This window comes from Saccharopolyspora mangrovi, assembly GCF_035320975.1.
GTDB classification, from domain to species: domain Bacteria; phylum Actinomycetota; class Actinomycetes; order Mycobacteriales; family Pseudonocardiaceae; genus Saccharopolyspora; species Saccharopolyspora mangrovi.
Map to the genome: position 1 here is coordinate 45,804 of NZ_JAWLNX010000014.1, position 19,701 is coordinate 65,504.

The window sequence follows — 19,701 nt, forward strand, 5'->3', positions numbered from 1 at the left end:
GAATGCCGTTGTCCCGCCGCGACATCGCGCTCGCCGAGATCCGCGAGCTGCAGGCCGCCCACTGGCCCGACCAGGTGCCGCGCACCGTCGAGTACCCGGTCGACGTCCCCGGCCTGCCCGAGCACCTCCGGCACTGGGCCGCGACGCGACCGGGCACCACCGCGATCTCGTTCTACGGGCGCGACATCAGCTACGCCGAGTACGACGAGCTCAGCGACCGGTTCGCCGGTTGGCTCGCCGAACGCGGTGTGGCGCCGGGGGATCGGGTCGGCGTGTTCCTGAGCAACTGCCCGCAGTTCCTCATCGCGATGGTCGGCATCCTCAAGGCGGGCGCGGTCCACGTGCCGGTCAACCCCATGTTCCGCGGCCACGAGCTGCGCTATGAGCTCGACGACGCCGGGGTGACGGTGCTGCTGGCGCAGGACACCTTCGCCGACCTCGTGGAATCGGTGCGCGCCGACACGCCGCTGCGGCACGTGGCCTTCACCGGCCTCGCCGACCTGCTCACCGAGGAGCCGAACGTGCCGGTGCCGTTCGAGCTCACCGCGGAGCGGTCGGACTGGGCCGAGATCACCGCTTCGGCGCGCGCCGAAGCGCGGCCGAGCGACCCCGACGCGCTCGCGGCGCTGAACTACACCGGCGGCACCACCGGGATGCCGAAGGGCTGCGAGCACACCCAGCGGCACATGGTCTACACGGCCGCGACCGCCAGCGCCGCCGGCGGCTCGCAGATCGGCGACCCCGAGGTCGTGTCGCTGAACTTCCTGCCGGTCTTCTGGATCGCCGGCGAGGACTTCGGCGTGCTCAAACCGCTGGTGAACGGCCAGCAGATCGTGCTGATGACGCGCTGGGACCCGGCTGCGGTCGTCGCCCTGGTCGAGCGGCACGGCGTCACCGACCTCGTGGCCACGGTCGACAACTACGTGGAGCTGATGGACCTGCCGGAGTTCGACGGCACCCGGCTGTCGACGCTGCGCAACGCGCTCGCCGTCTCGTTCGTGCTGAAGCTGACGCCGGAAGTCCGCCACCGGTGGCGGGAAGCGGTCGGCAGCGTGCTGCGGGAGGCCTCCTACGGCATGACCGAGACGCACACGGCCGACACGTTCACGCTCGGCTTCCAGGACGACGACCGGGACCTGCACGCCGATCCCGTCTTCTGCGGTCTGCCCGTTCCGGGAACCGACGTGCTCATCGTCGACGACTCCGGCGAGCCCGTCCCGGTGGGCACGCCCGGGGAGATCATCGTGCGCAGCCCGTCGATCCTGACCGGTTACTACGGCCGGCTCGACGCGACCGCGGAGACGATCCGCGACGGCTGGCTGCACACCGGCGACGTGGGCCGGCTCGACGAGTGGGGCGCGCTGCACTACCTGGCGCGCGCCAAGGAGATGATCAAGACCAACGGGATGAGCGTGTTCCCGTCGGAGGTGGAAGCCCTGCTGCGGCTGCACCCGGCGATCGAGTCGGTGTCCGTGGTGCCCCGGCCCGACCGCGCGAGAGGTCAGGTGGCGGTCGCCTTCGTGGTGGTGCGGGACAGCGCCACCAGCGAGGAACTGCGGAAGTGGGCGAACGAGAACATGGCCGGGTACAAGGTCCCCGAATTCGTCGTCGTCGACGGGCTGCCGATGACCGCCACGGGCAAGGTGCGCAAGGGCGAGCTGCTCGACCGCGCCGCGGAACTGCCCGCCGCCCGCGACCACGCGTAGCCGGAGGAGCTCGTACCGATGAAGAAGCTGCTGATCGCCAACCGCGGTGAGATCGCGCTGCGCGTCGTGCGCACCGCCCGCGAGCTGCGGGTCAACACCGTCGCCCTGTACGCCGAAGACGACGCGGACACGCCGCACGTCCACGCCGCCGACGAGGCGTTGCCGCTGGCCGGGGTCGGCCCGGCCGCCTACCTCGACCACGCCGCGGTGCTGGCCGCCGCGGAGCGCTCCGGTGCCGACGTCGTGCACCCCGGGTACGGATTCCTCTCGGAGAACGCGGAATTCGCGCGCGCCTGCGCGGCGGCGGGCCTCGAGTTCGCGGGACCGGATCCGGCGGTGCTGGAAACCCTGGGGGACAAGGCATCTGCGCGCGCGGCCGCGGAGGCGGTCGGCGTGCCCGTGCTGCCCGCGACCACCGGTGCCGCGACCGCCGAGGAGGTGCGCGCCTTCTTCGCCGAGAACCCGGGCGGGATCATGATCAAGGCCCTGGCCGGAGGCGGCGGGCGAGGCATGCGGGTGGTCCGCGACGCCGCAGCGGTCGACGAGGCCCACCGGGCGTGCGCCGACGAGGCCGAACTGGGCTTCGGGAACCGGGAGGTGTTCGCGGAGGCCCTGTTCGACGACGCCCGGCACGTCGAAGTGCAAGTGGTCGCCGACGGCACCACCGCCCTGGCGCTGGGCGACCGGGACTGCAGCGTGCAACGGCGGCACCAGAAGCTGCTCGAGATCGCGCCCGCCGAGCTGGCGGCCGAGGTGCGTCGCGGGCTGCACGAGTGCGCGGTGCGGTTGTGCGCGAGCCTCGGTTACCGGGGGCTGGCCACGGTGGAATTCCTCGTGCGCGGGCAGGAGTTCGCGTTCCTCGAGGTCAATCCCCGGATCCAGGTGGAGCACACCATCACCGAGGAGGTCACCGGCGCGGACCTGGTGGCCGCGCAGCTCGCCCTCGCCGACGGCGCCGCGCTGCACGACCTCGCGCTCCCGGGCGGCGTCGTCGCCGACGCGGGCGGCGCGCGGGGCGAACCTGCCGCCGCCGCGAGCACGGCGGTCCAGGCCCGGGTGAACCTGGAGACCATGACCCCCGACGGCGGCGCCGTGCCGACCGCGGGCACCCTCACGACCTTCACCCCGCCCACCGGGCCGGGCGTCCGGGTGGACACCTTCGGGCTGCCGGGCCTGGTGGTGAGCCCCCGCTACGACTCCCTGCTGGCCAAGGTGATCGTGCGCGCGGGAACCCGCGCCGCCGCGCTGGCCAAGCTCGACGCGTCCCTGGGGGAGTTCGCGATCGAGGGCGCCGCCACGAACATCCCGTTCCTGCGCGCCCTGCTCGCCGACGACGACCTGCGCGCAGGTCCGGTGAGCACCGCGTTCCTGGCGGGCAGCGCGCCACGGCTGGTGGCCGAAGCGGAGGCGACCGCCCCGACGACCTCGGCGTCGGTCCCCGCGCTGGAGCTGCGGCCGGGCGAAGAGGTGGTGCGGGCCCAGATGGCGGGCACCGTCGTCGCGGTCGCCGCCGAAGGCGACGAGGTGCCGGCGGGTGGCCAGCTGGTCGTGCTGGAGGCCATGAAGATGGAGCACGTCCTGGCCGCAGATCACGCGGCGCGCGTGGTGCGCGCGCTGGTCCCGCCGGGCCGCACGGTGGCGCCGGGAGATCCGCTGGTGGTGCACGCACCCACCCGCGCGGTGGAGGCGGAATCCGCCTTCGAGCTCGACCTCGACGCCTCCCGGCCCGATCTCGACGAGCTGCGCGAGCGGCAGGCCCTCACCCAGGACCCGGCACGTCCCGAGGCGGTGGCCAAGCGGCACCGGCTCGGTCACCGCACCGCGCGCGAGAACATCGCCGACCTGGTGGATCCGGGCAGCTTCGTCGAGTACGGGTCGTTGGCGATCGCGGCACAGCGCAGGCGTCGGTCCGAACAGGACCTGATCACCAACACGCCGGCCGACGGCCTCGTCGGCGGCGTCGCGACCATCGGCGCCGACCGGTTCGGCCGAGGGGCGGCTGAAGTCGTGGTGATGTCCTACGACTACTCGGTGCTCGCCGGAACGCAAGGGATGCGCAACCACGCCAAGACCGACCGGATCCTCGTGGTGGCCCGGGACCGGCAGGTTCCCGTGGTGCTGTTCGCCGAGGGCGGCGGTGGCCGTCCCGGCGACACCGACATGGATGTCGTTGCGGGACTGGACGTTCCGACGTTCCGGCTGCTGGGTTCGCTGCGCGGTGGTGCACCGACCGTGGCGATCGTCTCCGGGCGCTGCTTCGCGGGCAACGCCGCCCTGGCAGGCGCGTGCGACGTCGTGATCGCCACCCCCGATGCGAACATCGGCATGGGCGGACCGGCGATGATCTCCGGCGGCGGGCTGGGGGAGTACCGGCCCGAGGACATCGGCCCGATCGACGTGCAGCGCCGCAACGGTGTCGTCGACCTCGTCGCCGCCGACGAGGAGCAGGCGGTCGAGCTGGCGCGCCGCTACCTGTCGTACTTCCAGAGCCCGCTGTCGCCGGGCGAAGGGGTCGAGTGGGAAGCACCGGACCCGCGCCTGGCCCGGCACGTGGTGCCCGAGAACCGGCTGCGCGCCTACGACATCCGCAGCGCCATCGACGCCATCGCCGACGTGGGCTCGGTGCTGGAGCTGCGCGCGGACCACGGCGTGGGCATCGTGACAGCGCTGGTCCGCGTGGAGGGCGTCGCCTACGGCCTGGTGGCCAACAGCAGCCACCACCTCGGCGGCGCGATCGACGCCGAAGCGGCCGGGAAACTGGGAGAATTCCTCATGGTCTGCGAATCCGGCGGCTTGCCGATCGTGTCTCTCTGCGACACACCGGGTTTCATGGTCGGCCCGGAAGCCGAGAAGGACGCGACGGTCAAGCGCTTCGGTGAGCTGTTCGTGCTCGGCGCGCGCCTGAGCGTGCCGTTCGGCGCGGTGGTGCTGCGCAAGGGCTACGGCCTCGGAGCGATGGCGATGACCGGCGGTTCCTTCCGGGCCCCGCAGTTCACCGTGGCCTGGCCCACCGGCGAGATCGGCGGCATGGGGCTCGAAGGCGCGGTCCGATTGGGCTACAGCAAGGAGCTCGCGGCCGCACCCGACGAGGCCGCGCGCAAGAAGCTCTACGACGAGCTGGTCGCCGAGGCCTACGAGCGCGGCCGGGCGCTGCGCGCGGCCACCACCTTCGAACTCGACGACGTGATCGACCCGGCCGACACCCGGCGCTGGATCGCCACGTTGCGGCCCCGGCGGGACGCCGGTGTGTGAGAGACGCGAAACCGCGGCTGGACAGTGCTGATAGAAGCTCTCTATCGGAGCCCTTCAAAATCCGTCTAGCCAGATTCCCCTGATTGGTTTGATCGAGCGGCGCGCAGCTGAGAGCCTCAGCGGAAGCACACAACGAAAGAGGTCCTGCCGCCTGGCGCCCGACCCGCCACATCGCTGGCGGCGCGGCTTGTGAAAAGCCCTGCCGAGCTTGAGAGAACGGCGCAGGACGAAGTCGTGATGCCGGCGCATCGACAGCCGGCGACGCCCCGCGCGGGCGTCCTGTGAGGAGGGTCATCACACCTGTCGAAGAGTTCGCCGTTTCCCGGCGGGGAAGCGGCGATGCATTCCGCTCGTGCCGAAATCTCCAAAACAGGATTTCACAATGAAAACATCGCAAAGCAATCGGGCGGCGAATCATACCGTTTTCGCGGTATCGATCGCCGTTTCGGCGCTGGTCGTCCTGTGGGGCGCGGTGGACCCGAACGGGTTCGGGACCATCACGACCCAGCTCTTCGACCACGTCGTCTCGGACATGAGCTGGTTCTTCCTGCTCGCCGCGAACGTCCTGCTCGTGTTCGTCATCTACCTGGGCCTGAGCGGCTACGGGCGGATCAAGCTGGGCGCCGACGAGGACGAACCCGAGTTCGGCCGGATGTCGTGGTTCGCCATGATGTTCCAGGCCGGGATGGGCCCGGCGATCATCTTCTGGGGCCTGGCCGAACCGCTGTCGCACTACGTCGACGTCCCCTTCGGCCTGGCACCGCCCGGCACCGACCAGGCCGCCGGGGTGGCGATCCAGTACTCGTTCTTCCACTGGGCGCTGCACCCCTGGGCGATCTACGCGGTCGCCGGCCTGGCCGTCGCCTACTTCACCCACCGCAGGAACGAGCGGGGGCTGCTCAGCGCGATCTTCCGGCCGCTGCTCGGCGACCGGGTCGACGGACCGCTGGGCAAGGCCATCGACGTGCTGGCCGTGCTGGCAGTGGTTTTCGGCATCGCCGTCGCGCTCGGCCAGGCAGGGCTGCAGATGACCGCCGGTCTGGGCGAAACATTCGGACTGCCAACGGGAATCATCGTCCAGCTGATCGTGCTGGCGCTGACCACGGCCGCGTTCATGGGCTCGGCGACGACCCGGATCGAGCACGGCATCAAGTGGTTGTCGAACATCAGCATGCTCATCGCGCCGATCCTGCTGATCTTCTACTTCGTGGTGGGGCCGAGCATCACCCAGATCAACGCCTTCACCGAGGGGCTCGGCAACTACCTGGGCGACATCGTGCCGATGAGCTTCCGGCTCGACGCCTTCAGCCCGGAGAACGGGTGGATGGGCAGCTGGACGGTCTTCTACTGGTCCTGGTGGATCGCCTGGGCCCCGTACGTGGGCCTGTTCATGGCGCGGATCTCGCGCGGCCGCACGATCCGCGAGTTCGTCGCCGCCACCGTGCTGGTTCCCAGCCTGGTCAGCATGGTCTGGATCGCGGTGTTCGGCGGTGCCGCCCTGCAGCTGGCGCGCAGCGGCCTGGCCGGGGACATCGCGCAGACCGTGCAGCAGAGCCCGGCGGCCGGGATGTTCGTGTTCATCCAGCAGTACCCGCTGGCCGGGATCATGTCGGTGATCACGCTGATCGTGCTGTGGGTGTTCTTCGTCGCGGGGGCCGACGCCGGGACGGTGGTGCTGGGCGAGTTGTCCACCGGCGGTGAGCCCAACCCCAAGACTTGGGTGCGGCTGCTGTGGGGCGTGCTGCTGGCCGGGGTCGCCGCGGTGCTGCTGGTCTCCGGCGGCCTCGACGGCCTGCAGAAGGCCTCGGTGCTCACCGGCACGCCGTTCGCGATCATCCTGGTCGGCATCTGCGTGGCCTTCTACAAGGCCCTCCGGCAGGACCACGCCCTCGGCGAGCCGATCCGCACCGGGCAGCGCACCGCGTCGACCGGTGAGGAGCGTTCCGCGCACGACGAGGTCCCGGACGCGGTACCTTGATCATCGCGCGCCACGACCGCAGGTCGCGGGTGATGCGGTGGCGCCGGTTGCAAGGCGTCCGCAGGTGGTGTGCACATGTCCGTCCCGCAAGCGAGGACCGGAGCGCGGTACTGGGCGTTCCTGTCCTACAGCAGAGCTGACCTGCGGACAGCTCGATCGCTGCAGCGCCGGTTGGAGCGGTTCGCCGTCCCACCGGCGCTGCAGCGGCCGCCGCGCGAACGAGGCACGCGCGGCGGGCGCCGGGGGCCCCGGGTGCGGGGCGAACCCGACCGGGCGGCCGCGGGCATGCTGGACGAGAGGTTGCGCTCCGCCATCGACGCTTCCGCGGCGATGGTGCTGCTCGCCTCGCCGGACTCCGCGCGATCGCGCTACGTCGACTTGGAGGTCGAGCACTTCCTCCGCACCCGCGGGGTGGATCGGTTGGCGATCGTGGCGATCGGTGAAGGCGGGCAATGCCATCCGCCGCTTCCCGCAGCGCTCCGGGAGTTGGGTGAGGGCCCGCTGTGGATCGACTGCCGGGACCAGCCCGAAGTGGGTCGCCGGGCGCTGGTGCGCATCGCCGCCGCGGTGCTGGGCGTCGACTTCGACCTGCTGTGGGGGCGGCACCGGCGCCGCCGCCAGCGGATCCTGGCCGCCTGGGTGGCGTTCGTGGTGCTGGTCGCCGCGATCGTCGGGGGCGCGCTCTGGAAGCAGAACCTCGCCGAGCAGCGCAGGCCCGAGCGGCAGGTCGCCGACTTCCGCGAGTGGTTCGCCGAGGAGCACGACGTCGAGGTGGACGACCCGTCCGTCCTCATCGCCCGCACCGATGACCTCAACGGCGACGGCCTCATCGACTACGTGGTGCAGAACCACTCGCCCCGGTTCTGCGGTTCAGCTGGGTGCCAGATGACCGTGCACGTCACGAAGTCGCCCGGTGACTACCGCGAGGTGCTGTCGGCGCTCGGGGACACCACGCCACGGGTGCGCACCGCCGCCGACGGGCGCGCGCAGATCATCATCACCGAGCTGCAGGTGGAGCGGGAGCCGGTGTACTCGGTGTACTCGTTGCAGGGCGACCGGGCCGTGCTGAACGGCTACGAGTTCTGCGACGGCGCCTACTTCGAGTACTGCACCCCGACGAGCATCGAGCCGCGGCCCGATGATCCGACCCCGGAGCCCACCCGGCTGGCGCCGGACGCGGTGCTCCGGCAGAAACCCGACTCCACGGCCCCTGCGGTTGCGCCGGAACGGCAGGAAGTAGGCCGGGCCAAAGGGTTGCGGGTCGTCGGCGTGCTGCCCGACCGGCAGTGGTACCTGGTCCACTTCGTGGCCAACGTCGAGGACAACTCCGCCGCGTTCGTCCCGGCGGACGGGCTGCAGCTCTAGGGAGGCCGTTCAGGCGATTTTGCTGCTGCGGGACAAGCGGAACTGGCAAGATCAGGACCCGCGGGCGGCGGTGATCGGCCCGGAGCAGTGCGAGGACGACACGGGTTTCCCGAGCGAGGGCCCGCGGAGAGAGGTGCATCGGTCGCGATGACAGCAAGCGCGCAGGCGGAGCCTTCCCTCGAGTCCGAGGACATGCCGGGGCTCTTCCAAGCCGCCGACGCGGTGTCGGTCCTCGGCCAGCGCACCTACCTGAGGGCAGTGCGAGCGCGACTGCTGCTGTCGGTGCTCGCCGCGATCTCCGCCGCGATCACGATCACCGTGGGGCCGGCCGACATCGCCGCCATCGGCACCGCGCTGTTCTTCGTCGGCGCCCTGAGCATCGACGTCCTGGTGCTGCGCAGCCATTCCAACCAAGCCTGGTACGACGGGCGCGCGCTGGCCGAGTCGACGAAGACGCTCGCCTGGCGCTATGCGGTCGGCGGGGCGCCGTTCCAGACCAGCCTGCCGCAGGCCGAGGCCGATCGCCTGTTCCTCGACCGGATCGCCAAGCTGCGCACCGACTTCGGCTCCGTCCCGCTGCTGCCCAGCCGCGCCAACGTGATCAGCGACCGGATGCGATCGCTGCGCGCGGCCCCCTTGGCCGAACGGCAGAACGCCTACCTGGCCGACCGCATCGACGACCAACGCACCTGGTACGCCGACAAGGCCCAGTTCCACCGGCGGCAGGCCGGCATCTACCAGCGGCTCATGCTCGTGTGCGAACTCGTCGGCGTTTCCGCTGCGCTGGCCAAGGCCTTCGGGGTGGTGTCCTTCGACCTCGCCGGGATCGTCGCGGCGACGATCTCCGGCCTGGCGGCGTGGACGAGCACCCGGCAGCACGCGACCACCGCGCACGCCTACGTCGTCGCCACGCACGAGCTCGGACTGGTCCGAGAGCACCTGCACCACCACTCCGCCGAATCGGCGTGGGCCGCAGCGATCGCGGACTCGGAGGCGGCCATCAGCCGCGAGCACAGCACCTGGCGTTCCTCGCACGGTGAATAGCCCGCCGGAGACTGCCGCCGCACGGCGGTAGGGAGTTCTGATGACGCAGAACACGATCATGGTCGTCCAGTACGTCGTGGCACTCTCGGCGGCCGTGGTCGTCCGGGCGGGCGCGTACTTCTGGGTGCAATCGTTCCCGGACACGTCCGTGCTGCGCCCGCTGGGCCCCTACGACGTGGCTTTCCTCGGCGGCGGCTCGTCCTGGGTCGTCGAGACCGCAGTCGCGGGATTGGTGGAATCGGGAGGGGTCACCGTCCACCACGGCAGACGCACCGAATACCGCCCCGGACCCGATGCCGCCCGGCGAGTCCGGGATCCCGTGCAGCGGGAAGTGCTCGTGCTGTTGCAGCGCACCAACAGCCTGACCCGGCTCGCCCTGCTGTTCGCCCGGACCGGGACGGCCGCAGATCTGCGACGGGGCTTGGTGTCGGCCGGATTCCTGCTGAGCTATCCCGGACGCACGCCGATCGTCTGGGTCGGCCGGGCGCTGATCCCGCTCGCTGTGATCGCGATGGGACTGCTGCACGGGGTGTCCCGGGATGCGGCGATCGGCGTACTGGTTTTCGCGGGCTTCGGGGCCTTGGTCGTCTGGGCGGCGAGTGAAACGGTGCTGCCGCTGGCGCATTCCCGGCGGGCGAGGCGCCTGAAGTCGGCGATGGCGAAGGTGGTGGCCGAGTGCACGCCCTCGGACAAGCAGCGCAAGCGCGAGGAGGTCCTGGACGAAGCGGTGGTGCGCCAGGTGCGCGGGATCGTCACGGCACGTGCCGGTGAGTGGGGGCTGGCGACCGGGTGGGCCGGGTCCGCGATCGGCATGGTGCCGTTCATGGGCTGGAAGGGCTACACGGCCGAGCGGGCCGAGCTCCGCCCGCTGCCGCGGTCCTGGTCGCCGGGGTCCCGGATGGCGTTCGCGAGCTCCGGCCCGCGCCGCGGACTCGGGTTCCTCTTCCGGGTCCTGGGCGTGGCCTGCGTGCTCGCGGCGCTGGGCGGGCTGGTGAGATCCGGCCCGGGGTACCTGACGATCGGGCTGCTGGTGGTCTTGAGCCTGGCCGGTGCCTGGTCGACCACGCTAGGCAAGAAGCACCTCGCCGCGGACGGGCGCGAGGTGCTGCGCACCAGCGTCCGGCCGCCGGTGCTCTACCTCCGCTCCTTCGAGCACGACGCCATGCTGGAGCAAGCCTCACCGTTCCGGTGGCTGCTGGTGGCGCTGGGTTCCCGGTCCTCCTACATCGAGGAGGTCGTCCGCGCGGTCCGCGGGTTCGGGAAGGTCGTCGCGATCGGCGACCCCGGTGCACCGCTGCCGGGCCTGGGACCGGCGCAGATCCACGTCCCCGAGGACGCGACCGCCGTCATCGGGCCGGGCTGGAACCTCCAGCGGTGGCAGGCCGAAGTGCTCGGCCTGCTGCACCACGCCTCGCTCGTGCTGATCTCGGCAGGTCACAGCGAAGGTCTGCGGTGGGAGTTCGCCCAGGCGACCTCGCGCGTTCCACCGGAGAGGCTGGTGATCCTGGTGCCGCTCGACCGCGCGCAGTACGCGCGGTTCCGGGAGCGCACCCAGGCGTACTTCCGCTCGGGGCTGCCCGCCGATCCGCGCAAGCACTCGGTGCGGAAGAACGAGGAGGTCCACGGGCTGATCTACTTCGACCGCGACTGGACCCCGCACTTCGTCGCGTTCCACCGCCACGCGCTGCTGCAGCTGCACCGCGGCCGCATCGCGATCCGCCCCAGCCTGCGCCGGTTGCGGAATCGGCTGGTGCACGCGCTGTACCCGGTGTTCCACAGCAACCGGGTCTTCTGGCCGGGCATCGTGCTGCCCGTTCCCTTCGGCCGGAGCAGCGACCACCGCGTCGTGCCCGGTCTGTCCGCGGCGAGGACGCTGGTGCTCCTGGTCGCGCTGGCCATCGCGGATGCGCTGATCTCCAAGCACCTCCGCTGACCAGCGCTCGACGCAGCGTCGCCGGCCGGTGACGGCGCGAGGCCGTCGGCGGCCGCAACACCGTGCTCACGCCGCTGCGGGTGGGACGGACTAGGCTCGCGGGCATGCCGGACACGCAGTACGAAGACCTGCTCCGCCACGTGCTGGACACGGGCGCTCGCAAAGCGGACCGCACCGGAACGGGCACGCGGTCGATCTTCGGGCACCAGCTGCGCTACCCGCTGTCCGAGGGATTCCCGCTGATCACGACCAAGAAGGTGCACTTCCGCTCGATCGCCTACGAGCTGCTGTGGTTCCTGCGCGGTGACTCGAACGTCACGTGGCTGCAGGAGAACGGCGTGACGATCTGGGACGAGTGGGCGGCACCGGACGGCGACCTCGGCCCGATCTACGGCGTGCAGTGGCGGTCGTGGCCGACCCCGGACGGCGGGCACGTCGACCAGCTCAGCGAGGTGCTGCGCACGCTGCGGGAGAACCCGGACTCGCGGCGGATCATCGTCTCCGCCTGGAACGTGGCCGACATCCCGCGGATGGCCCTGCCACCGTGCCACGCGTTCTTCCAGTTCCACGTCGCCGACGGCAAGCTCTCCTGCCAGCTCTACCAGCGCAGCGCGGACCTGTTCCTCGGCGTGCCGTTCAACATCGCCAGCTACGCGCTGCTGACGCACATGATCGCCGAGCAGGTGGGCCTCGGCGTCGGTGACTTCATCTGGACCGGCGGTGACTGCCACATCTACGACAACCACGAGGAGCAGGTCCGCACGCAGCTGGCCCGCGACGCCCGGCTGTTCCCGGCGCTGAACCTCAAGCCCGCGGAGAGCCTGTTCGACTACACCTACGAGCACTTCGAGATCGACGGTTACGACCCGCACCCCGGCATCAAGGCCCCGGTGGCGGTGTGATCGGGCTCGTCTGGGCCCAGTCGGCCAACGGTGTGATCGGCCGCGACGGCACCATGCCGTGGCACCTGCCGGAGGACCTGAAGCACTTCCGCTCCGTGACCGCGGGCGCGACGGTGCTGATGGGCCGGCGCACCTGGGAATCGCTGCCGCCCCGCTTCCGGCCTCTGCCGGGCAGGCGCAACGTCGTGCTGTCCCGGACGCCGCAGGAGGGCGCGGAGACCTTCCCCGACCTGCAGCAGGCGCTGGCGGCGGTGTCCGGGGACGTGTGGGTGATCGGTGGCGCGGCGGTGTACCGGGCGGCTCTGCCGCTGGCCGACCGGATCGTGGTCACCGAGATCCAGGAGTCCTTCGACGGCGACACCTACGCGCCGCAGGTGGAGCGCCCGCCGGACTCGGTCGGGCCGTGGCAGGAGTCGTCGACCGGGCTGCACTACCGGTTCATGACCTGGGGCTGAGATCGCGCCCGCCGTCGGCGACGTCGGCCCGGGTGATGTCGACCTCCTTGGTCTCCTTCGAGTACAGGAACGCCACCAGCGAGATCACCGCGGTGACGACCATGAACAGCGCGATCAGCCAGGGCTGGCCGCCGGAGGCCGCCAGCAGCGCTGCCGCGATGGTCGGTGAGAAGCCCGCGATCGCCGCGCCGATCTCGCGCGAGGCGGCGAAGCCGGTGTAGCGCACGCGCGCTCCGAACAGCTCCGAGTAGAACACCGGTTGGACGGCGATCATCGGTGCGAGCCCCAGAGCGGTGGCGACGATCAGCGCGAGCCAGATCAGCACCGGGACACCGGTGTTGAGCAGCGCGAAGAACGGGTAGGCGAACAGGGCCGTGAACACCACGCTGAAGAGGTTCAGCGGGCGACGGCCGATGCGGTCCGACAGGGCTCCGTAGACCGGCTGCAAGATGATCACGACCACGGCGAAGGCGATCACACCGGTCAGCGCGACCCATCTCGGGAGCTGCAGCTGCTGGGTCACGTAGGACACCGAGAACGTCGCGCAGAGGTAGACCAGCGCGGTGTCGCAGATGTGCGCTCCGATGCCGACGACGAAGTTGCGCGGGTAGTCCCGCAGGGCGTCGATGATCGGCATCTTCACGACCCGCTTGCCCCGGGTCATGCTCTCGAACACCGGGGACTCGGCGACCCGCAGCCGCACGTAGAGCGAGACCGCGATCAGCAGGAAGCTGACCAGGAACGGCACACGCCAGCCCCAGGTCTGCACCGCGTCGTCCGGCAGCAGCCCGACGAGCAGGAACACGACGGTGCCCATGACCAGCCCGATCTGGACTCCCATCTGCGCGAACGAGGTGAAGTAGCCGCGCCGCTCGGCAGGGGCGTGCTCGGCGAGCAGCGTCGAGGCGCCGCCGAACTCGGCACCGGCGCCCAGGCCCTGACAGATCCGCGCCAGCGTCAGCAGGATCGGCGCCGCGATGCCGATGCTGGAGTAGGTGGGCAGCAGGCCGATCGCGCCCGTCGACAGCCCCATGATCAGGGTGGTGATGACCAGGGTGGATCGGCGGCCGATGCGGTCTCCGAGGTGGCCGAACAGGAAGCCGCCCAGCGGCCGGAAGACGAACCCGACGCCGAAGGTCGCGAAGGCGATCAGGGTTCCGGCCGCGGCCTCCTGCTGCGGGAAGAAGAGCTTGTTGAAGACCAGCGCGGCAGCGGTGCCGTAGATGAAGAAGTCGTACCACTCCAGCGCGGTGCCGACGATGGACGCCCACACCACGCGCTTGAGCTCCGCACCGCTCGTCGGCGTGATGGCGGGGGATGTTTCAGACACCGCTGTCTCCTCGTCGAGTCAGGGGCGAGGGGAGACCGGAGGGGTCCACGACGTTGCCCACGCGCCATCCGTTCCGTCAGATGAAACGGTATTCCGCCTTTGATGCCAGACAGCGTGCCACGGCCCGGGCCGGATGTGAAGCCAGTCACGCGACAATTTCCGAGGCGCCCGCGAGAGCGCGCGGCTCGCCGAAGTCCGCGACGCCGGCGGCGGCGGTTAGATTGAGGAGCATGGACAGCAACTCCCGGCGCACGGCGGCCGACAAGACGCTCGACGTGCTGGAGGCGCTCGCCGAGCACTCCAGCGTCGCGGAGCTGGCGCAGGCGACCGGGTTGTCCAAGCCGACGGTCCACCGGATCCTGCAAACGCTGACCCAGCGCGGGTTCTCGCGCAACACCGGAAGTGGCTGCTACGTCAGCGGTCCCCGCATCCTGACGCTGGCCGGCCAGTTCTTGCAGCAGCTGGACCTGCCGGGCCAGGTGCGGCCCGCGCTGCAAGAGCTCCAGGAGCGCACCGGGTGGACCGTCCACTTCGCACTGCTGCACGGCGACGAAGCTGTCTACGCGGTCAAGGTCGAGGGCAGCAAGCCGTACCACTTGGCCTCGCGCGTGGGGATGAGCATGTGCCTGCACTCCACGTCGGCGGGCAAGTCGATGCTGGCCTGCATGACCGACGAAGCGGTGCGCGCGCTGCTCGGCCGCGCGGGCATGCCCGCCCGCACGCCGAAGACGCACACCGACGTGGAGTCGTTGCTGCGCGAACTCGACCACGTGCGCACCGCGGGCTACGCCGAGGACCACCAGGAGAACGAGGACGGCGTGATCGCCGTCGGTGCCCCGGTCTTCGACCACCTCGGCCAGGTGATCGGCGGCATCAGCGCCGCAGCGCTGGCGTACCCCGGCGGCGCGACCGGAGACTTCCCGGAGCACGGCGCGCTCGTCACCGACGCGGCCCGCCAGATCTCGCTCAGCTTCGGCGCACCGCCCCACCGCAGCGACCTCCGCAGCCGGAGTGCGCGGTCGTGAATCAGCCGAGCAGGTCCGGCCGGACCGCGGTCACCTGCTGGGTCAACCGCCGGACCACGTCGACGGGCAGCCGCAGCTGCACTTCCGGATCGGCCTTGGGCAGTTGATTCAGCAGCGCCTGATGGCGGGTGACGAAGCGGCGGTCCACGGGGGTGAACACCAGGGCCGACAGCACCGCCTTCGAGTTCGGGTCGCCCTGCACGGGTTGGCGTGGTTCTTGGCCGCGCACGGCCCGCAGCTCCTCCCACGCGATCAGGTCCGACTTGCGACCGGCTCGCCACCACAGCCCGCGTTCGTCCACGGAGAAGCGATGCGTGCGGGGGGCGGTGCCGAACATCAGCAGCAGCCCACCCAATGCCAGCGCGCTGAAGAGGAACACCGCGAAGGTCGGTGAGACGTTGGCTCGCGGCGACGACGAGGGGCTCCCGATGTCCGGGAAGAGCGCGGCGAACCCGAAGAAGACGAACATGGCGAGCCCGCCGAGGAACATCCAACGGCTCGACCGGTACTCGACCACCGCCGCCCCAGAACTGGGCGACCACGCTTGTTCCGACACGACGGGCAGCGTAGCCGAAGGATCCGCTGGCAGTGAGCCGACGGCTGGTCGCCGATCATCGAGTGTCGCTTCCGGCTCGGTGCGGGGTGATCGGCGGTGGCATCTCGGGAGTTGCTCTCGCGCGCAACGCGTTCGACCGGTCGGGTCTGCTTCCGAGTTCGGATCGCGGGTGTCCCTTGCCGTCTCAGCGATCCGTCCCTCGCCTTCGCTGTCCCGGATGCCGTGCGGCTGGAGGCTTCAGGCGCGGCGCCCGTTCTTTGGGGATGTCGGTCATCGCCAGGAATGCCGAGCGCACTCGGTCGGCGACCTCCTCGGGGGAGTCGGCCGGGAGCTTGCCGTCGAGGTGCAGGAAGGCGAGGCCGTGCGCCAGGCTCCAGCCCGCGCACGCCAGCGCGGTGGTGTCCGACTCGGGCACGACGTTCGCCAGTGCCTGCTCGAGGAGTTCGTGCAGCGCGTTGGCGGCCCTGACGCGCTCGTCGTCGGAGTTGTCGCAGGGGTTGCCGAACATCAGCCGGAACAGCGCCGGTCGGCGCATCGCGAAGTCGACGTAGGTGACGCCGAACTCCGCGAGGTCGGCGACCGAGGTGGGCAGGTCGCGGCCGTCGGTGAGGTCGTGCTCGAGGTCGCCGAAGCCCTGGACCGCGAGGGCGGACTCCAACGCGTTGCGGTCCGGGAAGTGGCGGTAGGGAGCGGTGGGGGAGACGCCGGCGTTGCGGGCGATGGCGCGCAGCGAGAAGGTCTCCCCGCTCTCGAGCATCCGCATGGCCGTGCTCAGCAGCGCCGCGCGCAGATCTCCGTGGTGGTAGCCGCCCTTCGCCGATGTTGACACTGCTCACTCCCCTCCCTACGGTACGCGTTAGCACTGTAAACATAGCGGACGCTGCCGGGCAGGGCGGTCATCGGCGAAGCCAGCCGGCCGGGCATCGACCCGATGCTCGCCCACCTCCGCGAAGCACCGCCCGGCGCGCTGCCCTGCGCCGCTACCGCACCGGACTCGCCTGACCCGCCGCCCGACCACCGGAGGAGACCATGCCCGACCGCCCGTACGACCTCGTCCTGTTCGGCGCCACCGGATTCGCCGGCGCCCTCACCGCGGACCACCTCGCCCGCCACCTCCCTCCCGAGGCGCGCTGGGCGCTGGCGGGCCGCAACCCGGCCAAGCTCCGAGCGGTCCGGGACCAGCTCGCCGAGGCCGGTGCGCACGTGGAACTGCTCGTGGCCGATGCGACCAACGCCGACTCGCTCCGCGAGGTCGCCGAGTCGGCCCGCGTCGTGATCACGACCGTCGGGCCCTACCTGGAACACGGCGAACCGCTCGTGGCCGCGTGCGCCGCCGCCGGCACCGACTACGTCGACCTCACCGGAGAACCCGAGTTCGTCGACCGGATGTACCTGGCCCACCACGCCACGGCCGCGCGCACCGGTGCCCGCATCGTGCACGCCTGCGGCTTCGACTCCGTCCCCCACGACCTGGGCGCCCTGTTCACCCGCAAGCACCTGCCCGAGGGCGCACCGGTGACCATCCACGGCGTCGTCCGCAGCAACGCCATGATCTCCGGCGGCACCTTCCACTCCGCGCTGGGGCAGTTCGCGCGGGCCGGGCAGATGCGTCAGGCGATGAAGCAGCGCCACAGCATCGAGCCCCGGCCCGAAGGCCGTCGCGCACGGGCGAAGTCGGGCAAGCCCCACCGCGACCAGAACCTCGGCCTCTGGCTGGTGCCCCTGCCGACCATCGACCCGTTCATCGTCCAGCGCTCCGCCGCGGCGCGCGACGACTACGGTCCGAACTTCACCTACACGCACTACGCGGGGGTCAAGAACCCGGTCACGATCGCCGGAGCGGTGCTGGGCATCGCGGCGCTGATGGCGGCCGCGCAGGTGCCGCCGCTGCGGCGGCTCATCGCCTCCCGCCTCCCGCGCGGGGAAGGCCCCTCGCCGCAGCGACGAGCCCGCTCGTGGTTCACCGTCGACTTCGTCGGACGCGCCGCCGGCCGCACGGTGCGCACGCGGATCAGCGGCGGCGACCCCGGCTACACCGAGACCGCGAAGATGCTCGCCGAGGCGGCCATGTGCCTGGCCTACGACGACAACCCGCGCACCGCGGGTCAGGTCACCACCGCGACCGCGATGGGCGAGAACCTCACCCGAAGGCTCATCGACGCCGGGATCTCGTTCTCCGTCCTCGATCCGGCCACCACCGAGGGCCAGCGGTAGTCCTCACCGAGCAGGCCCGGCGCTGATCACGGAGAAGTCGTCACCGCGCGCTCGAAGCGCTCGTGGTGCGCCTCCGCCCGGATCGGCGTCGGGCGCTGCGCGCCTCAGATCTGGGCGAAGCCTCCGTCCACGGCGAGTTCGGACCCGTTGACGTAGCTGGACGCGTCCGAGGCGAGGAAGACGGCTGCCGCGGCGATCTCCTCGGGCTCGGCCAACCGGCCGAGTGGAACCGACGCCCCAGCGGTGGCGACCGTTTCAGCCGAGAGCAGGTCGACCAAACCCTGCGTGCGGGTGCCGCCGGGGGAGAGCGCGTTGATCCGGTACTGACGTTCCCCGGCGTCGTGGGCGAACCCGCGAACCAGGTTGCGGATCGCGGCCTTGGTCGCCCCGTACGCGGCCAGGTGCGGCTCGGGCCGCGAGGCCGCCGTCGATCCGGTGAGGACGATCGACGCTCCCGGCGAGAGCAGCGGCAGCGCCTTCTGCACGGTGAACAGCGAGCCCTTGACGTTGGTGGTGAACATGGCGTCGAACTGCTCTTCAGTGATCTCGCCCAACGGCGCCACGATCCCGATCCCGGCGTTGGCGACGAGGACGTCGATCCGACCCGCTTGCTCGGCGACCGTCGCGAAGAGCGCGTCGAGGTCCTCGAGCCGGCCCACGTCGCAGCGGACCCCGGTCACCCCGGGGCCGAGTCCGGTCTCGACCTCGTCGAGCTGCGCCTGACGACGGCCCGCGACGAACACCCGGGCGCCCTCGTCGAGGTAAGCCCGCGCGATCGCCAGTCCGATACCCGCGTTGCCCCCGGTCACGACCGCGACCTTGCCCTCCAGAGCCTTCATGGCAGTCTCCCGACTCCTGTTCTTGACCGACCCGTCCATAACACAGGATGTGGACCGTCCGGTCAAGAACTTGGGCCGGAACGGTGGCTCGCACTGCTCCGGGAACGCTCAGGGCTTGGTCAGCAGACCGCTGATCAGGGTCTCGGCCATGACCAGCAAGGCGGCCGGGTCCTGACCGATCCGGCCGAGGACGATCAGTCCGAGCTGACCCGCCAGCACCGCGTGGGCGGTGCTGTCCGGGTCGACGTGGGGCGCGATGTCGCCCTCGCGCTGCGCTCTCTCTATCGCGTCGACCAGCACGGAAGTGGTCGCGGCGTAGCTGCGCCGGGCCTCGGCCGCCACCTCGGAGGCGTTCACGGAGAGCTCCATCGCGGTGTTGGCGAGCAGGCAACCCCGACGGGCCTGTTCGCCGCCGGGATCGCGCACGGGTCCGGTCACGAAGCCGCGGATCACGTCGACGGCGCGGTCGGCCTGCTCCAGCCACGTGCGCAGCGTCCGATCGTTGGCCTCGTCGTACTCGCGCAGCACGCGCAGGAACAAGCTCCGCTTGTCCCCGAACGCCCCGTACAGACTCCCCTTGCCCAGTCCGCTGGCCGCCAGGAGGTCTTCGAGCGATGTGCCCGCGTACCCGTTGTCCCAGAACACCGACTGCACGGCTGCCAGGACGCGCTCTTCATCGAACTGGCGTGGACGCGGCATGCGCCCAGGCTACCCGTACTGGACCGCCCGGTCCATCATCGCTCCGAGAGGTGGACCGCTGGTGATCGGTGGTCCCGGCGTCCAACAACGCGGGCAGCGCGCGAGCAGCGGATGCGGCACCGATCGCAGTGGTCCACTTCGGACTCGAGTCTTCGTCGTGAGATAGCGGAAACGGGTCCGCGGGCCAGGGTCACCTGCGCCGGTCAGGGGCTGTTCGAACGAGGCGACGTGTCGATTTCGGCGTCGAGACGATCAGGGCTCGTAGGGGGTCGGGACGTCCCATAGGCTTCGGTCTGGATCTTGCGTGTCTTCCCAGGGGCGCGGCCGGGACGAGTAGACTCGGGGGTGTACTGGCATGGTCGGATGCGTTGACCCAGACATCCGTTTCCGTACCCGGCTTCGA

At 70.9% G+C, this 19,701-nt stretch carries 15 protein-coding genes; 10 read left to right on the forward strand and 5 right to left on the reverse strand.

Going from position 1 to position 19,701, the window contains the following annotated elements; genetic code table 11:
* The first annotated feature begins 2 nt into the window (after positions 1-2).
* The 8 genes from R4I43_RS19950 (at position 3) to R4I43_RS19985 (ending at position 12,635) form a co-directional block, all read left to right on the forward strand.
* A complete protein-coding gene (locus R4I43_RS19950) occupies positions 3-1,706 on the forward strand; it encodes an AMP-binding protein (RefSeq protein ID WP_324267171.1) in 1,704 nt (567 codons plus the stop codon).
* Positions 1,707-1,724: 18 nt separating this feature from the next.
* Positions 1,725-4,958 carry an acetyl-CoA carboxylase family protein gene (locus R4I43_RS19955; protein WP_324267172.1) on the forward strand — a complete coding sequence of 1,078 codons (3,234 nt, stop codon included), beginning with the start codon at positions 1,725-1,727 and terminating at the stop codon, positions 4,956-4,958.
* Between the two features lie 382 nt (positions 4,959-5,340).
* Positions 5,341-6,936, forward strand: coding sequence for a BCCT family transporter (locus R4I43_RS19960; RefSeq protein WP_324267173.1), 1,596 nt, complete (start codon positions 5,341-5,343; stop codon positions 6,934-6,936).
* A 75-nt stretch (positions 6,937-7,011) separates the two neighbouring features.
* Complete coding sequence (locus R4I43_RS19965; protein ID WP_324267174.1) at positions 7,012-8,301, forward strand: toll/interleukin-1 receptor domain-containing protein; 1,290 nt, start codon at positions 7,012-7,014, stop codon at positions 8,299-8,301.
* A 147-nt stretch (positions 8,302-8,448) separates the two neighbouring features.
* Positions 8,449-9,345, forward strand: coding sequence for a DUF4231 domain-containing protein (locus R4I43_RS19970; RefSeq protein WP_324267175.1), 897 nt, complete (start codon positions 8,449-8,451; stop codon positions 9,343-9,345).
* 40 nt (positions 9,346-9,385) lie between these two features.
* Positions 9,386-11,278 (forward strand): TIGR04222 domain-containing membrane protein, encoded by a 1,893-nt coding sequence (locus tag R4I43_RS19975; RefSeq protein WP_324267176.1) that lies wholly within the window; start codon positions 9,386-9,388, stop codon positions 11,276-11,278.
* Positions 11,279-11,382: 104 nt separating this feature from the next.
* Positions 11,383-12,180, forward strand: a complete 798-nt coding sequence (locus R4I43_RS19980; RefSeq protein ID WP_324267177.1) for a thymidylate synthase — start codon at positions 11,383-11,385, stop codon at positions 12,178-12,180.
* Positions 12,177-12,635: a dihydrofolate reductase gene (locus R4I43_RS19985; RefSeq protein WP_324267178.1), complete on the forward strand. Its 459-nt coding sequence runs from the start codon at positions 12,177-12,179 to the stop codon at positions 12,633-12,635. The genes R4I43_RS19980 and R4I43_RS19985 overlap by 4 nt, the downstream gene beginning before the upstream one ends.
* Here R4I43_RS19985 and R4I43_RS19990 read toward each other — a convergent pair.
* On the reverse strand, positions 12,619-13,965 hold the full coding sequence (locus tag R4I43_RS19990) for an MFS transporter (protein ID WP_324267179.1): 1,347 nt from the start codon (positions 13,963-13,965) through the stop codon (positions 12,619-12,621). The two genes, R4I43_RS19985 and R4I43_RS19990, sit on opposite strands and share 17 nt — an antisense overlap.
* A gap of 230 nt (positions 13,966-14,195) precedes the next feature.
* On the opposite strand from R4I43_RS19990, the gene R4I43_RS19995 reads away from it, so the two are divergent.
* The gene (locus R4I43_RS19995) at positions 14,196-14,990 is read left to right on the forward strand and encodes an IclR family transcriptional regulator (protein ID WP_324267180.1); all 795 of its coding nucleotides are present in this window, start codon (positions 14,196-14,198) and stop codon (positions 14,988-14,990) included.
* A 1-nt stretch (position 14,991) separates the two neighbouring features.
* On the opposite strand, the gene R4I43_RS20000 is transcribed toward R4I43_RS19995, so the two are convergent.
* Both R4I43_RS20000 and R4I43_RS20005 read right to left on the reverse strand, forming a co-directional pair.
* A complete protein-coding gene (locus tag R4I43_RS20000) occupies positions 14,992-15,546 on the reverse strand; it encodes a hypothetical protein (protein WP_324267181.1) in 555 nt (184 codons plus the stop codon).
* 184 nt (positions 15,547-15,730) lie between these two features.
* Entirely contained in the window at positions 15,731-16,375 is a 645-nt protein-coding gene (locus R4I43_RS20005) for a TetR/AcrR family transcriptional regulator (RefSeq protein WP_324267182.1), read from the reverse strand.
* A gap of 200 nt (positions 16,376-16,575) precedes the next feature.
* On the opposite strand from R4I43_RS20005, the gene R4I43_RS20010 reads away from it, so the two are divergent.
* Positions 16,576-17,760, forward strand: coding sequence for a saccharopine dehydrogenase family protein (locus tag R4I43_RS20010; RefSeq protein ID WP_324267183.1), 1,185 nt, complete (start codon positions 16,576-16,578; stop codon positions 17,758-17,760).
* A 104-nt stretch (positions 17,761-17,864) separates the two neighbouring features.
* Here the strand turns inward: R4I43_RS20010 and R4I43_RS20015 are convergent, their stop codons facing one another.
* Together R4I43_RS20015 and R4I43_RS20020 are read right to left on the reverse strand one after the other, a co-directional pair.
* Positions 17,865-18,599: an SDR family NAD(P)-dependent oxidoreductase gene (locus R4I43_RS20015; protein ID WP_324267184.1), complete on the reverse strand. Its 735-nt coding sequence runs from the start codon at positions 18,597-18,599 to the stop codon at positions 17,865-17,867.
* Between the two features lie 108 nt (positions 18,600-18,707).
* Positions 18,708-19,298 carry a TetR/AcrR family transcriptional regulator gene (locus tag R4I43_RS20020; RefSeq protein WP_324267185.1) on the reverse strand — a complete coding sequence of 197 codons (591 nt, stop codon included), beginning with the start codon at positions 19,296-19,298 and terminating at the stop codon, positions 18,708-18,710.
* Positions 19,299-19,701 lie beyond the last annotated feature (403 nt).